The sequence below is a fragment of the Variovorax sp. FG153 genome (assembly GCF_057809595.1).
The window spans coordinates 57,854-72,517 of record NZ_JBMDKG010000043.1 but is presented as its reverse complement, the minus strand read 5'-3'; the positions used below and the strand labels follow the sequence as shown (position 1 = coordinate 72,517).

Genomic DNA, 14,664 nt, shown 5'->3' with positions numbered 1-14,664 from the left:
GAGATCAACATGCGCGCCGCCGTGGGCGAGCCGCTGTCGGACCAGGACATGACGTACTTGAGGAGCCAATGCTGATGATGAAGATCCCCTCCAGCCTGCGCGGCGCGCTGCGCGCGATGGCGCTCGGCGCCGCCGCCGTGCTGCTCGCGGCCTGCGCGGCGCAACGCCCGCAGCCGGGCAACGCGATGCCTTTCGACCAGGCCGTCGACCAGGCGGTGGACGACCTGATGGTGCAGACCAAGAAGCTGCCGGGCTTCCTCGCCAAGGTCGAGTCCTCGATGAAGCAGAGCCGCATCGTCATCGATCCGCTGCTCGAGAGCGCCAGCGGCCAGCAGACCGAGGTCACGCGCGTGGCCGAGCAGCGCATCGTCCAGCGCATGCAGGCGCAGTTCAAGCAGTTCACCGTGACGCCGTTCAACAGCACCGAGATCGCCACCGCGCAGTACGTGCTCAACGGCACGCTGGTGCGCGACAAGGAAGCGGGCGGCTCGCCCTACCGGCTGAACCTCGCGCTGACCGAGATCAAGGGCGGCACCGTGATCGCGCAGTCGACGGCGCGCATCAGCGACGCGACGCTCGACACCCGGCCCACCGCCTTCTTCCGCGACAGCCCGGTCAACGGCAAGGACCGCGGCGTCGAGGGCTACATCCGCACCGCCGAGACCCAGCCGGGCCAGGCCGCCGACGCGCTCTATCTCGAGCGCCTGCCGACCGCGACCGTGATGCAGGAGGCCACCGCCGCCTACGAGGCCGGCCGGCTGCAGGAGGCGCTGGCACGCTACGAGGCCGCCTCGCGCCGCCCCGACGGCCAGCAGTTGCGCGTCTACAGCGGCCTGTACCTCACGCAGTCGCAGCTGGGCCGCACCGCCGACGCCGAGCGCACTTTCGGCACGCTCGCGCGCCTGGGGCTCGAAAGCAACAACCTCAGCGTGAAGTTCCTGTTCAAGCCGGGCTCGACCGACTTCCTGGCCGACCCGAAGATCAGCGCCGCCTACCCGATGTGGCTGCGCCAGATCGCGCGCCAGGCGGCGCAGATCGATTCCTGCGTGGTCGTGACCGGCCACACCAGCCGCACGGGCTCGGAGGCGGTCAACGAGCGGCTGTCGCTGCAGCGCGCGGTGACCGTCAAGACCCGGCTGGTGGGCGAGGCCCCGCCGCTGGCGAAGAAGCTGCGCGAAGCCGGCGCCGGCTTCCGCGAGAACATCGTGGGCACGGGTGCCGACGATGCGAGCGACGCGCTCGATCGCCGCGTCGAATTCAAGGTGGCGGCCTGCGAGGCTTGACCGCTTAGGGAGCGAGCCGCTCGCGCACCCACTGGCCGGCCTCGAGCCGGTAGCGCAGCCGGTCGTGCAGCCGGCTCTTGCGGCCCTGCCAGAATTCCCAGCGGTCGGGCACCAGCCGGTAACCGCCCCAGTGCGGCGGGCGTGGCGGCGAGAGCAGGTACTTCGCGGCGGCCACGGCGGCATTCTTCACCAGCACCTCGCGCCCGCCGATCACCTCGCTCTGCGGGCTGGCCCAGGCGCCCAGCCGCGAATCGAGCGGGCGGCTCGCGTAGTAGGCGTCGCTCTCGTCGGCGCCGGCCTTCTCGACCCGGCCCTCGATGCGCACCACGCGCTCGAGCTCGACCCAGTGGAACTGCAGCGAGGCGTAGGGGTTGCCCGCGAGCTCGCGGCCCTTGCGGCTCTCGTAGTTGGTGTACCAGACCAGGCCGCGCGCGTCGTAGCCCTTGATCAGCACGATGCGGCTCGAGGGCCGCAGGTCGCTGCCGACCGTGCACAAGGTCATCGCGTTGGGCTCGGGCACCTGGGCATCGATGGCCTCGTCGAGCCAGCGCTCGAACTGGCGCAGCGGATCGTCGGCGCTGTGCGCCTCGCCGAGCTCGGCGCGCTCGTAGCTCTTGCGCAGCGCGGCCAGCGATTCTTGGGAAGTCGGGGAAGTCGGGGAAGTCATGCCGGCATTGTTGCCCAAGCGATACTCGCGCCGTGACCTCCCTCGCGAATCCCCCGACCGTGATCGTGCTGGCCTCGGGCCGCGGCGAGCGCTTCGTGGCCGCCGGCGGCAGCGGTTCCAAGCTGCGCGCGCCGCTGGCCGGCAAGCCGGTGCTCGAACGCACGCTCGACGCCGTGCGCGCGAGCGGCCTGCCCTGGCACGTGGAGGACGCGGGCCATCCGGGCATGGGCGATTCGATCGCGGCCGCGGTGCGCGCCACGGTGGGCTCGGCCGGCTGGCTGATCCTGCCGGGCGACCTGCCGCTGGTGCTGCCGCGGACGATGCAGGCGGTGGCGGCCGCGCTCGCGGGCGGAGCCCAGGCGGCGCAGCCCAGCTACCAGGGGGAGCGCGGGCATCCGGTGGGCTTTGCCGCCGATTGCCAGGCGGCGCTCGCGGCGCTCGAGGGCAACTTCGGCGCGGCGCCCGTCCTGCGCGCGCTGCGCGCGGCGGGTTCGGTGGCCGACCTGCCGCTCGACGACGCCGGCGTCGTGACCGACATCGACACCCCCGATGCCCTGGCGCGCGCCGAGGCACTGTGGCGCGCGCGCGAGGCAGCCGGCGCACCGCGCCCCGGCTGAACCCTTCTTACTTGCCGATCACCGCGCAGGCGATGCGCGGGCCCGAGTTGCCGGCCGGCTGGGTCGTGAAGTCGTCCTTGTCGCGGTGCACCACGAGGGCACGGCCGATCACGCTGTTGGCGGCGCCCGGCGTCAGCGAGATCGCATGGTTCTCGACGCTGAAGCGTGCCTCGCCGGCGCCGTTGGCCACCAGGCTCGGCAACTCGCCCGCATGGCTGCCCGGCGCGGCGAACTTGCCGTGCGTGCCGCCGCTGGGGTTGAAGTGGCCGCCCGAGGCATTGCCGTTGTCGCCGCAGTCGCCCTTCTCGTGGATGTGGAAGCCGTGCTCGGTGTTCGGCGGCAGGCCGCGCACGATGCCGGCCACGCGCACGCCATGCTCGAGCGCCGTGAAGGTGACGGTGCCCGTGGTCGGGTTCGGCGTGATCGCGCCGGTGGGCACCAGGTCGACCGTGGTGCTGGGCTTGCCGCCCAGCGTGCCGCAGGCGGCCAGCAGCGAGGCCGCGAGCACGGCGGTGGCGGCGCCGGCGAGGCGGCGGGAAGAGTTCTTCATTGTTGGTCCTTGTCGGGAGATCCGGAGGGTCCGGAAGGTTGGGAGGATTTCTTGTCGGACGACCCTGCGACGTATACCGGAGGCGGCACCACATCGCAATCGGCCGGTGCCGGCGATGCAGTGTGCCCCGCCGATGTGTCGCCCGGCGCCGCCGGCGGAACGGCCAGCGCCACCAGCCGCGCGAGCGCCGCGTCGTGGATCGCGTGGCGGCGCAGCTCCTCGAGCGTCTGCTGCGCGTAGTCGAGCGAGCTGCCGTAGCGGCCCACGGCATTCGCGAAGATGTGGCGGTAGCGCTCGTCGCTGAGCTCGCCCGTGAAGTTGGGGCTGCGCCGCGACAGCGTGAAGGCCAGCGCGCTCACCGGCCCCGAGGCCGTGGCGCAGCGCAGCCACTTGGGGTCGTACACGCCGGTGGGCATCTCGCGCAGCCAGAGCCGGCGCAGCGTGTCCAGGCCCTGCGCGGCCGGCACGCGGAACACCATGCCGCGCACGCTGCCGCCCGAGAGCAGGCCGAACACCAGGCCCGGGGTCTGCACGCTGCCGCGGTTGACGCGGCTCCACATCTTCAGCGCGCGGTGCCAGCCGCGCACCCAGGCCGGGCGGCGCTCGATGAAATCGAACTCGGGCCGCCAGATCAGCGAGCCGTAGCCGAACAGCCAGAGGTCCTCGTGGCCGCCCCATTCGGCGATGGTGCGCTCGAGCATCGGCTGCGGATCGCGCAGCGGCTTGGGCAGCGGATCCAGACCCGGCGGCCCGGGATTGGGCGCCGGGTCCGAGCCCGAGGTGGGGCCAGCGCCTACAGTGTCGGGAGAAGGACCCATGCCTACAATTTCCTGATCATGGTTGACCACCCCATTATTTACCGGCCGCTTTCATCCTATGGAGCACGCGTGACGAACAACACCGACGACAGCCAGCAGAATTTCGCCCTCGGGCTGATCGCGATCCTGCTGGTGCTGATCGTCGGTGGGGTGATCGGCTTCGCGGCGTGGCACAAGACGCCCGCCAAGGCTTCCGCGACGGCACGGACCGCCATCACGGTGCCGGCCGCGGCGCCAGCCACCCAGACCACCGTGGCCGAGGTGACCGAGACGGTCACCGTCACGATCCCCGACGGCGCCAGCATCCGCGTCGCCAATGGCGTGGTGAACTTCTACTTCGCCACTGGCAGCGCCGACCTCGCGCCCGGTGCGGCGGAAGCGCTGGCCGCGGTCATCAAGGGCGTCGAGGCCGGCCGCAAGGCGGTGGTCTCGGGCTTCCACGACACCACCGGCGATGCAGCGGTCAACGAACAGCTCGCGAAGAAGCGTGCCGAGACGGTGCGCGACGTGCTCGTCGGCCTCGGCGTGCCGGCCGACAAGATCGACCTGCTGCGCCCGCCCGTCACGGCCGGCAGCGGCAACGACGCGCAGGCGCGCCGGGTCGAGGTCAAGCTGCTCGACTGAGGCCGGGCAGGCCGCCGCGGCGCGCGGAATGCGCCGCCACGCGGGCTCGCGCGAGCCCGCGTCCGGGTGTTTTGCAAGCATCCGTATCCGGGCGTGGATTCGTATTGGCACGGTGCCCGATTTCCATCGAGGCCTGGCGTCGTCCTTGCTACGATGAACCCATCTCGAGGTCGCCCACGCGACAGTGGCGACCCCATCGGCAGAGCCACCGACAACATCCCCATGAGCAGCACACACCCCACCGTCCTCGACGTCACCGATCGCATCCGCGATCGCAGCAAGGCGCAGCGCGGCGCCTACCTCGCGCGCCTCGCCGAACTGCGCCAGCGCGACCGCGGCTCCGACCGCATGGGCTGCGCCAACGTGGCGCATGCCGTGGCCGGCATCCCGGCCAACGACAAGTTCCGCGTGGTCGCCGAGCGCGCGCCCAACATCGGCATCGTCACCGCCTACAACGACATGCTCTCGGCCCATGCGCCGTACCAGGGCTATCCCGACATCATCAAGCACGAGGCGCGCCGCCTCGGCGCCACCGCGCAGGTGGCCGGCGGCGTACCCGCCATGTGCGACGGCGTGACGCAGGGCACGCCCGGCATGGAGCTGAGCCTGTTCAGCCGCGACCTGATCGCGATGAGCACCGCGGTCGCGCTCACGCACGACATGTTCGATGCCACGCTGATGCTCGGCGTGTGCGACAAGATCGTGCCGGGCCTCTTGATCGGCGCGCTGCACTTCGGCCACCTGCCCACCGTGTTCGTGCCCGCGGGGCCGATGCCCTCGGGCCTGTCGAACAACGCGAAGTCGAAGGTGCGCGAGCAGGCCGCGCAGGGGCTCGTGGGCCGCCAGGGCCTGCTCGAGGCCGAGATGGCCGCCTATCACACGCTCGGCACCTGCACTTTCTACGGCACCGCCAACAGCAACCAGATGCTGCTCGAGGCCATGGGCCTGCACGTGCCCGGCACGGCCTTCGTGCAGCCCGGCGACGCGATGCGCGAGACGCTCACGCGCGAGGCGGTGCGCACGGTGCTGGGCAAGGCCGGCGAAGCCGCCTTCCAGTGCCCGCCGATCGGCGAGATGGTCGACGAGCGCTGCATCGTCAATGCCATGGCCGCGCTGCTCGCGACCGGCGGCTCCACCAACCACCTGATCCACTGGGTGGCCGTGGCGCGCGCCGCGGGCATCGTGATCGACTGGGACGACTTCTCGAAGCTCTCCGACGTGGTGCCGCTGCTCACGCGCGTGTACCCCAACGGCAGCGCCGACGTGAACGAGTTCCAGGCCTCGGGCGGCCCGGGCTTCGTGATCGGCGAGCTGGTCGAGGCCGGCCTGATGCATGCCGACGTGCTGACGGTGCGCTCGGGCGGCATCCGCGAATTCGCCGGCGTGCCGTCGCTCGATGGCGAGGCCGATGCCAGGCGCCTGCGCTGGACGCCGGCCGCCGCGCTGCAGAACAATGCCGTCACGCGGCCCGCCGCCGCGCCCTTCAGCGCCACCGGCGGCCTGAAGCTGCTGAGCGGCAACCTGGGCCGCAGCGTGATCAAGGTCTCGTCGGTGCCCGACGACCGCCATGTGGTCGAGGCGCCCGCGCGGGTCTTCGATTCGCAGGCCGCGCTGCAGAAGGCCTTCACGGCCGGCGAGCTCGAGCGCGACGTGGTCTGCGTGGTGCGCTGGCAGGGCCCGCAGGCCAACGGCATGCCCGAGCTGCACAAGCTCACGCCGCCGCTGTCGGTGCTGCAGGGCAAGGGATTCCGCGTGGCGCTGGTCACCGACGGCCGCATGAGCGGCGCCTCGGGCAAGATACCGGCCGCCATCCACGTGTCGCCCGAGGCGGCCGCGGGCGGGCCGCTGGCCAAGGTGCGCGACGGCGACGTCATACGCCTGGACGCGGTCACGGGTACGCTCGAGGTCCTGCTGCCCGCCGACGAGTGGGCCGAGCGCGAGGCCGCCACGCTGTCGGAGGCCCAGCGCTTCGCCGACGGCCATGGCCTGGGGCGCGAACTGTTCGCCGGCATGCGGCGCAATGCATTGACTGCTGAAGAAGGAGCCTGCTCATGGCTGTAAACGACAAGAACGCACTGACTGCCCTCGACGTGATGCGCGACGCGCCGGTGATCCCGGTGATCGTGCTCAACGACGTGAAGCACGCCGTGCCGCTCGCGCGCGCGCTGGTCGCCGGCGGCATCCGCATGCTCGAGGTGACGCTGCGCACGCCGCAGGCGCTCGAGTGCATCGAGATCATCGCCAGGGAAGTGCCCGAGGCCGTCGCCGGCGCGGGCACCATCCGCAGCGCGGCCGATGCCCAGGCCTCGGCGCTGGCCGGCGCCAAGTTCGGCGTGAGCCCGGGCTACACGCGCGCGGTCGGCAAGGCCTGCCACGACCTCGGCCTGCCGCTGTTGCCCGGCGTGGCCACCGGCAGCGAGATCATGTCGGCGCAGGAGGACGGCTACACCCAGCTCAAATTCTTCCCCGCGCTGCAGGCCGGCGGCCTGCCGATGCTCAAGGCCTGGCAGGGCCCGTTCGGCGACGTCGTCTTCTGCCCCACGGGCGGCATCCATGCGGGCAACGCGGCCGAGTTCCTCGCGCTGTCGAACGTGGCCTGCGTGGGCGGCTCGTGGATCGTGCCGACCGACGCCATCCGCGACGGCGACTGGGTCCGCATCGAACAGCTCGCGCGCGCCGCGAGCCAGCTTTCGCGCTGAGGCCGCCATGGGCAACGCGGATTTCGACGCCAGCGACCTCAAGGTCGTGGCCTTCGACGTCTTCGGCACCGTGGTCGACTGGCACAGCGGCATCGCCGCCGAGGCCGAGCAGGCCCTGCCGGGCGTCGACGGCGCGACCTTCGCGCTGGCCTGGCGCGCCGGCTACCAGCCCGCGATGAAGCAGGTGATGGAACGCATCGCCGCGGGCGAGGGCGGCTTCACCCTGCTCGACGAACTGCACCTGAGCATGCTCGAGCAGGTGCTGCGCGACTTCGGCCTCAGCGACCGCCTCGATGCCGCCGCGCGGCGCGAGCTCAGCCGCGCCTGGCACCGGCTGCCGGCCTGGCCCGATGCGGTGGAAGGGCTCACGCGCCTGAAGCGCAAGTTCACCATCTGCTCGCTGTCGAACGGCAACATCGGCCTCTTGACCGAGATGGCCAAGCGCGCGGGCCTGCCCTGGGACTGCATCCTGTCGGCCGAGGTCTTCAAGGCCTACAAGCCCGACCCGCGCACCTACCTCGGCGTGGCCGGCGTGTTCGACGCCACGCCGGGCCAGGTGATGCTGGCCGCCGCGCACCACGACGACCTCGCGGCCGCGCGCGCCTGCGGCCTCAAGACCGGCTACATCGAGCGGCCCTTCGAGTTCGGCCGCGCGCAGCCCAAGGACGTGACGCCGGTGGCGGGCAACAACCTGCATGCGCGCGACATCCTCGAGCTGGCCGAGCTGCTCGGCTGCTGATCCGCGCCCCATGAAAAAGCCTGGCACCGCCAGGCTTTTCTTCGTGCGCGCGACGCGGGCTCAGTAGCCGAAGGCCGCGCCCGAGCGCCGGTTGTCGGCCGCGCCGCTGTAGACCGCGCGGCCGTTCGCGTCGCGCGTCACCGCGATGCCGCTGAGGCCGCTGAGCAGTCCGGTCACGAGCAGGTTGTCGCTGCCGTAGCCATAGTTCGCGCGCAGGCCGTCGGCCAGCGGCGCCAGCGCCGAGCCGGCCTCGAGTTCGGCCACGCCGTTCTGGCCCGTGAAGTTGGGCGCGTTGATCGCGGCCTGCAGGTCGAGGCCGTAGACCACGTGGCCCATGAAGGTCTTGACGATGTAGTCGGGGATCGGGCCGCCGCCCGCCGACCCCCAGACCAGCCGCAGCCGCCCCTCGGCATCGAAGGCGATCGCGGGCGCGATCGAGGTGCGCGGCCGCTTGGTGCCCTGGTAGCCGTTGACGTCCGAGCCCGTGCTCGGCGGCGCGCTCGAGCCGGCCGAGAAGTTCGACATCACGTCGTTGAGCATGATGCCCGCCGCCTCGAGGTGCGCGCCCCAGTGCGTGTTGATCGTGGTCGTCATCGACAGCGCGTTGCCGTAGCCATCGACCACCGCCACGTTGCTGGTGGTGTTCCAGTCCTCGTCGCGCGCCGTGGGGCGAACCTGCGCCAGCCGAGTGGCCGGCGCGGCGGCGCGTCCCTTGCCGAGCGCGGCCATGGTGTCGTAGCCCGCCGGGTCAGCCGCCACGAAGCTGCCGATGTTGCCCGCGGGTGCGGTGTCGAAGGCCTTGTCGCCGATCTGCGCCGCGCGGCGGTCGAGCTCGGCCTCGCTCAGCAGCACCGAGGCGCGCGCGTTGACGTTCGACCAGGCGGGGTCGCCGATCACGGCGCGCCGATCGACGTTGGCGAGCCGGCTCGCCTCCGCGGCGTAGTAGACGAAGCGCGGCGTGTCGAGCGCCTTCTCGTCCTGCAGCTTCTTGCGCTCGAGGATGCCGAGCGAATAGAGCGTGACGAAGCCGCCGAACGAGGGCGCGGGCTGGGTGTAGATCGTGGTGCCGAAGCGCGTGCCCACCAGCGGCTTGCGCTCCACCGCCCGGTAGGCCGCGAAGTCGGCCGGCTGCATCAGGCTCGGGATCGAGGCGATGGTGGTCGCCACCGCCGGCTTGGCGGGCGTGCCCGCGGTCGGCAGGACCGAGCGGCAGGGCAGGCTGCCGGTGGTGGTGCGCTCCACGATCGCCTGCACCGTGGGCCGGGCCGGATCGTAGAAGGCCGCGGCGCCGCCGTCGCGCACCAGCTTCATGGTCTGCGCGAGCTCGGGATTCCTGATGAGCGTGCCGATCGGCAGCGGCTTCTGCATCGTGGCATCGGCCGGGTCGCAGTAGCGCTTCGCGATGTCGGGGTACTTGCAGCGCGCCGCCCCGCGCACCGTGCCGGCCGAGTTGACCCAGGCCGGGACGCCGCTGCCGGCGGCCACCGGGTTGCCGTCGTCGTCGAACTCGGCGCTGTCGGCGTAGAGCGTGGCGTACATGTACTTCGTCATCGGGAAGCCGTTCTCGGCCAGCGCGATCGCGTCGTCCCACAGGGCGTTCCAGGCCTTGCGGCCGTAGGCGCGGTGCACCAGGTCGAGCACCGCCACCGTGCCCGGAATGCCGACCGCGCGCGCCGAGATGTTGGTGTTGCCCTGCTGCGAGGAGATGCTCGCGCCGGCCGCGAGGCCGCTCTTGCAGACGTTGTAGGGCGCGGCGCTCGAGACGTCCTGCGCCACGGCCTGGTAGAGCGTGGTCGCGCCGCCGGTGGCCGCGGGCGCGGCCGAGAGGCCGTCGAAGGTGCGCACGGCCCGGGTGGCCGCGTCGTAGTAGGTGACCAGGGTGCCGCCGCCGAGGCCCGAGGCGAAGGGCTCGGCCGTGCCGAGCACCGCCTGCACCGCGATGGCCGCGTCGATCGCGCTGCCGCCGGTGGCCAGCACCTTGCAGCCGGCCTTCGAGGCTTCGTAGTGGGCCGAGGTCACCATCAGGCTGGTGCCGCTGATGCCGGCCGTCTGGCCGTGCGGCGTGCCGGCCTGCTGCACGCACAGCGCGGGATCGAAGCGCGCGCCGGGCGGGGCCGGTGGTGGCGCCGCGGGCGGCGGTGGCGCGCTGCCGATGGGAAGCGGGGCGAAGCCGCCGCCGGAGCCGCCGCCGCAGGCGGAAAGCGCTGCCGCGGTCACGGCGAGCATGGCTGTTGGAATGATTCTGGAGATGTGCATCGTGGCGCTCGAATGAAAAAGGCCGACGCGTCGGTCGGCCTTTCAATCTATTGCAAATCCCGTGCCTTGCGCAGGGGCGATTGCCCCTATGCCGTGGCCCCTGGGCGGCTCAACCCGCGATCAGCTTCTCGACCGTGCGCAGGTTGCGCGTGGTGGTGCTCGACTTGTAGCGCGTCTTCGCGAGCAGCTTCGCCACCGGCGTGTCGGTGCTCTCGCCGCGCGGCAGCTCCCAATAGAGCACGCCGTCGCCGCGCTGCAGCCGGTCGGTGTGCGCATCGAGCTCGCCGGCCTTGGCCATCACCTCGTCGAGCATCGCCGGATCGGAGCCGAACACGATGTACGGATGGCGCTCCTCGTCGACGCGCTCGAAGGGATAGCCCGCGGCCATGCGCGCCACCGTGGCCTGCGCGAGCAGCACGATCCAGGCCTCGTAGCCGAAGCGCTCGCGCAGCGCCTGCTCGATGCGCTGGCGCAGCGCGGCGGTGTCGGTCTCGTCGGTGTCGAACAGCACGTTGCCGCTCGCGAGCACGGTGCGCACCGCGCCGAAGCCGAGCTCGACGAACAGCGCCTGCAGCTCGGCGCTGCGGATCGTGATGCCGTTGACGTTGACGCCGCGCAGCAGCGCGACGTGGCGCACGGCCTTGTTGCCGGCCCTGGCAGCGGCCTTTTTCGCGGCCGGCTTCTTCTTCGCGGCACCCGTGGCCATCGCCGATCAGCGCAATCCGCCGCCGGCCGCCTGTTCGGCGCGCTGGATCAATTCGATCTTGTAGCCGTCGGGATCGGTCACGAACGCGATCACCGTGGTGCCGCCCTTCACGGGGCCGGCTTCGCGCGTGACGTTGCCGCCCGCGGCCTTGATCTTCTCGCAGGCGGCGTAGGCATCGGGCACGCCGAGCGCGATGTGGCCGTAGGCGGTGCCGAGCTCGTAGCTCTCGGTGCCCCAGTTGTAGGTGAGCTCGATCTCGGCCTGGCCGGGGTTGCCCTCGTCGTAGCCGACGAAGGCCAGGCTGTACTTGTACTCGGGGTTCTCGGAGGTGCGCAGCAGGTTCATGCCCAGCACCTTCGTGTAGAAGTCGATCGAGCGCTGCAGGTTGCCGACGCGCAGCATGGTGTGGAGGAGTCTCATCGCGTGGAGTCCATGGGTGTTGTCGTGGGGAGCCCGCTATTGTCGGTCTCCCGCCGCCCCGATCAAGCCGCTCGGACTTCCTCGGCGCGCGTGAGCAGCAGCGACTCGTGCTTGCGCAGGAAGTCCATCAGGTGCTCGGGGTACTCGGGCACCACCGCCGCGCGCACGCTGGGCCGCGCGGCCAGCGCCTTGCGCCAGGCATCGACGCGCGGCAGGGCGTCGAAGAGCTTCGAGTCGACGAGGCGATCGAACACCTCGAAGTAGCGGAACACCGGCGCGAACACCGCGTCGACCAGGCTGAAGCGCTCGCCCGCGAAGAAGGGGCCGTCGCCCAGCGCCGCCTCGACGCGCGCGAACTTGTCGGCGAGAGCCTGCCGCTTCTGTGCGAACACCTCGGCGTCCTTGGTGGTCTCGTAGCCCCAGAGGTCGGCCAGGATCGCCGAGCCGAACTCCATCCAGGCGCGGTGCTCGGCGCGCGCGAGCGGGTCCTCGGGGTGCAGCCGCGCGCCGGGCTGGGTCTCCTCGATGTACTCGCAGATCACGTTGCTCTCGAACAGCACGGTCTCACCGCCGTCGGGGCGCCGCACGCGCAGCAGCGGCACCTTGCCCAGCGGCGAGATCGCGAGGAACCAGTCGGGCTTGGCCGAGAGGTCGATCACGACGCGCTCGAAGGCGACGCCCTTTTCGTGCAGCGCGATCGCGGCGCGTTGCACGTAGGGGCACAGCAGGTGGCTGACGAGGGTGAGGGGCTGGGACATGGGCGCTCCGGATGAATCGGTGGGGCCGGATTCTTCCGGGGGCGAACAACCTTTTCCCGAAAAGCCCATTCGGCAAAAGCGCGTCTTGTGCTAAGCCTCAGCGGGCCGAGGTCTCGATCCAGCGCGTGATGCGGCCCCCATGCATCACGCCGATGCGGTCGGCCATGGCCTGCGCCTCGGCCTCGTTGTGGGTCACGAGGATCGCGGTCTGGCCGGCCTGGCGCAGGATCGCGCGCACCTCCACCGTGAGCCGTTCGCGCGTGGCGCCGTCGAGGTTGGAGAAGGGCTCGTCGAGCAGCAGCAGCGCCGGCGCGGGCGCCAGCGCGCGGGCCAGCGCGATGCGCTGCTGCTGGCCGCCCGAGAGCTCGTGCGGATAGCGCTCCCCGGCCTCGGCCAGCCCGACCAGCGCCAGCATCTCGGCCACGCGCGACTGCTGTTGCGCGCGCGGCAGCCGGCGCAGCCCGAAGGCGATGTTGCGCGCCGCGTCGAGGTGCGGGAACAGCGCGTACTCCTGGAACATCATGCCCACGCGCCGCGCCTCGGGCGGCAGGTGCTGCCGCGTCGAGGACAGCGTGCGCTCGCCGAGCCGGATCTCGCCCGCGCGCAGCGGCTCGAAGCCCGCGATGGCGCGCAGCACCGTGGTCTTGCCGCAGCCCGAGGGCCCGAACAGGCAGGCGATCTCGCCGGCCGCGAGCGCGAGCGAGAAACCGTCGACCACGACGTGCGGGCCGCGCGGCGTGTCGTAGGCGAGGCGGAGGGCGTCGATGTGCAGGTTGGCGCTCATGGCGTGGCGGAGGATACGGGCAGGGGATCGGCCGCGTGCGCGGCCGCGAGCTGGCTACGCGCCAGCAGCATCACGGGCAGCAGGCCGGCCGCCACGATCAGCAGCGCCGCGATCGCGCCTTCCTCGTAGGTGCCGCGCGCGGCCTCGGCATAGAGCCAGGTCGCGAGGGTGTCGAAGTTGGCGGGCCGCAGCAGCAGGGTGGCGGGCAGCTCCTTCATCGCGTCGACGAAGACCAGCAGCGCGCCGGCGGCGATCGAGGGCTGCAGCAGCGGCAGGTGCACGCGCCGCAGCGCGCCGAGGGCGGTCTCGCCGAGCAGGCGCGCGGCCTGCTCGATGGCCGGCGGGATGCGCGCCAGGCCGGCCTCGATGCTGCCGACCGGCATCGCGAGGAAACGGATGGTGCAGGCCGCCACCAGCACCACGCCCGCGCCCATCAGCGGCAGGCCCTGCCAGCCGAACGCGGTGGCGAGCGCGGCATCGAAGGCCAGCGCCGGTGTGAGCAGGCCGATGGCCAGCACCGTGCCCGGCACCGCATAGCCCAGCGTGGCCACGCGCGCGGGCCAGCGGCCGCGCCGCGCGCCGCCGCCCTGGCCGCCCGGGTTGCGCGCGGCCCAGGCCACCAGCAGCCCGGCCGCCACCGCGGCCGCCGTGACGCCGGCCGCCAGCGCGATGGTGTTGGCCAGACTCGCGAGCAGCCCGTGCGAGATGCCTCCACCCTGGCGCAGCCGCTTGGCGCTTTCCCAGACCAGGTAGAGCGCCGGCGCGACGAAGCCGATCAGCACCGGCAGCGAGGCCGCCGCCGTGGCGGCCCAGGCCATGGCGCCGCGCAGCGGCCGCGGCTGCAGCGCGCGCATGCGCTGCGCCGAGCCGTAGCGCTGGTGGCGCCGGCCGTTGCGTTCGAGCCAGACCAGCGCGATCACCATGGCGAGCATGGCGCAGGCGATCTGCGCCGCGCCCGCGAGGTCGGAGCGCGTGATCCAGGTCGTGTAGACGGCCACGGTGAGCGTCTGCACGCCGAGGAATTCGGAAGCCCCGATGTCGTTGAGCGTCTCGAGCAGCGCCAGGCTCAGGCCCACGGCCAGCGCCGGGCGCGCCAGCGGCAGCGCGACGCGGAAGAAGGCGCCGCGCCGGTTCTCGCCGAGCATGCGCGCGGCCTCCATCAGGTGCGCGGGCTGGCTCATGAACATCGCGCGCGCCGTCATGTAGACGTAGGGATAGAGCACGAAGCCCAGCACGAAGACCGCGCCGCCCATCGAGCGCAGGTCGGGCAGGCGGAACTGGCGCGGGCTGTCGTAGCCCAGCAGCCAGCGGATCGCGCCCTGCACCGGGCCGATGGGATGCAGCAGGTCGAGGTAGGCGAAGGCGACGATGTAGGTCGGCATCGCCAGCGGCAGCAGCAGCGCCCAGTGCAGCATGCGCCGACCCGGGAAGTCGCAGGCCGTGACCAGCCAGGCGCAACCGGTGCCCACGATCAGCACCAGCAGGCCGACGCCCGCCAGCAGCATGGCCGTGTTGAGCGTGGCCTGCGGCAGCACATGGGCGAACAGCGATTGCCAGTGCGCGAAGCCCTGGGCGCCGGGCCCGAGCGCGAGCCACAGCAAGGCGAGCACCGGCGCGAGCACGCCGGCCGCCACGAGGAACGCGGCCCCGCGCCACAGCGGGCCCACCGTCTGCAGCGTCCGGGGGCCGCGCGAGGCCCTCATCAGCATGCGGATGCCCTGGACTCAGGGCACCCGGCGGTGC

General features: G+C 72.0%; 15 protein-coding genes. 6 read left to right on the top strand and 9 right to left on the bottom strand.

Annotated features, from left to right (window positions below; genetic code table 11):
- The first annotated feature begins 74 nt into the window (after positions 1 to 74).
- Entirely contained in the window at positions 75 to 1,283 is a 1,209-nt protein-coding gene (locus ACODT0_RS32945) for an OmpA family protein (protein WP_261214412.1), read from the top strand.
- 4 nt (positions 1,284 to 1,287) lie between these two features.
- On the opposite strand, the gene pdxH is transcribed toward ACODT0_RS32945, so the two are convergent.
- Positions 1,288 to 1,950, bottom strand: coding sequence for a pyridoxamine 5'-phosphate oxidase (gene pdxH, locus ACODT0_RS32940; RefSeq protein WP_489043185.1), 663 nt, complete (start codon positions 1,948 to 1,950; stop codon positions 1,288 to 1,290).
- Between the two features lie 32 nt (positions 1,951 to 1,982).
- Here pdxH and ACODT0_RS32935 point away from each other — a divergent pair, with 32 nt between their 5' ends.
- Complete coding sequence (locus ACODT0_RS32935) at positions 1,983 to 2,567, top strand: nucleotidyltransferase family protein (RefSeq protein ID WP_489043184.1); 585 nt, start codon at positions 1,983 to 1,985, stop codon at positions 2,565 to 2,567.
- A 7-nt stretch (positions 2,568 to 2,574) separates the two neighbouring features.
- Here ACODT0_RS32935 and ACODT0_RS32930 read toward each other — a convergent pair whose 3' ends face one another.
- A complete protein-coding gene (locus tag ACODT0_RS32930; RefSeq protein ID WP_422096378.1) occupies positions 2,575 to 3,117 on the bottom strand; it encodes a superoxide dismutase family protein in 543 nt (180 codons plus the stop codon).
- A complete protein-coding gene (locus tag ACODT0_RS32925) occupies positions 3,114 to 3,848 on the bottom strand; it encodes a gamma-glutamylcyclotransferase (protein ID WP_422098188.1) in 735 nt (244 codons plus the stop codon). The genes ACODT0_RS32930 and ACODT0_RS32925 overlap by 4 nt, the downstream gene beginning before the upstream one ends.
- A 156-nt stretch (positions 3,849 to 4,004) precedes the next feature.
- Between ACODT0_RS32925 and ACODT0_RS32920 the strand changes: the two genes are divergently transcribed.
- The 4 genes from ACODT0_RS32920 (at position 4,005) to ACODT0_RS32905 (ending at position 7,997) form a co-directional block, all read left to right on the top strand.
- Positions 4,005 to 4,559 (top strand): OmpA family protein, encoded by a 555-nt coding sequence (locus ACODT0_RS32920; protein ID WP_489043183.1) that lies wholly within the window; start codon positions 4,005 to 4,007, stop codon positions 4,557 to 4,559.
- 222 nt (positions 4,560 to 4,781) lie between these two features.
- Entirely contained in the window at positions 4,782 to 6,620 is a 1,839-nt protein-coding gene (edd, locus tag ACODT0_RS32915; RefSeq protein WP_489043182.1) for a phosphogluconate dehydratase, read from the top strand.
- Positions 6,611 to 7,258: a bifunctional 4-hydroxy-2-oxoglutarate aldolase/2-dehydro-3-deoxy-phosphogluconate aldolase gene (gene eda / locus ACODT0_RS32910; protein ID WP_261214421.1), complete on the top strand. Its 648-nt coding sequence runs from the start codon at positions 6,611 to 6,613 to the stop codon at positions 7,256 to 7,258. Before edd ends, eda begins: the two co-directional genes overlap by 10 nt.
- A gap of 7 nt (positions 7,259 to 7,265) precedes the next feature.
- Complete coding sequence (locus ACODT0_RS32905) at positions 7,266 to 7,997, top strand: haloacid dehalogenase type II (protein WP_296733771.1); 732 nt, start codon at positions 7,266 to 7,268, stop codon at positions 7,995 to 7,997.
- Positions 7,998 to 8,057: 60 nt separating this feature from the next.
- Here ACODT0_RS32905 and ACODT0_RS32900 read toward each other — a convergent pair whose 3' ends face one another.
- The 6 genes from ACODT0_RS32900 to ACODT0_RS32875 all read right to left on the bottom strand — a co-directional run bounded on the left by ACODT0_RS32900 (position 8,058) and on the right by ACODT0_RS32875 (position 14,630).
- Positions 8,058 to 10,253: a gamma-glutamyltransferase family protein gene (locus tag ACODT0_RS32900; protein WP_489043181.1), complete on the bottom strand. Its 2,196-nt coding sequence runs from the start codon at positions 10,251 to 10,253 to the stop codon at positions 8,058 to 8,060.
- Between the two features lie 109 nt (positions 10,254 to 10,362).
- Positions 10,363 to 10,959, bottom strand: a complete 597-nt coding sequence (locus tag ACODT0_RS32895; protein WP_296733765.1) for a DUF1697 domain-containing protein — start codon at positions 10,957 to 10,959, stop codon at positions 10,363 to 10,365.
- Positions 10,960 to 10,965: 6 nt separating this feature from the next.
- A complete protein-coding gene (gloA, locus tag ACODT0_RS32890; RefSeq protein ID WP_093340085.1) occupies positions 10,966 to 11,379 on the bottom strand; it encodes a lactoylglutathione lyase in 414 nt (137 codons plus the stop codon).
- 62 nt (positions 11,380 to 11,441) lie between these two features.
- Positions 11,442 to 12,137 (bottom strand): glutathione S-transferase family protein, encoded by a 696-nt coding sequence (locus ACODT0_RS32885; protein ID WP_489043180.1) that lies wholly within the window; start codon positions 12,135 to 12,137, stop codon positions 11,442 to 11,444.
- A 97-nt stretch (positions 12,138 to 12,234) separates the two neighbouring features.
- A complete protein-coding gene (locus ACODT0_RS32880; RefSeq protein ID WP_422096383.1) occupies positions 12,235 to 12,921 on the bottom strand; it encodes an ABC transporter ATP-binding protein in 687 nt (228 codons plus the stop codon).
- Positions 12,918 to 14,630, bottom strand: coding sequence for an ABC transporter permease (locus ACODT0_RS32875; protein ID WP_489043179.1), 1,713 nt, complete (start codon positions 14,628 to 14,630; stop codon positions 12,918 to 12,920). Before ACODT0_RS32875 ends, ACODT0_RS32880 begins: the two co-directional genes overlap by 4 nt.
- Between the last annotated feature and the right edge of the window lie 34 nt (positions 14,631 to 14,664).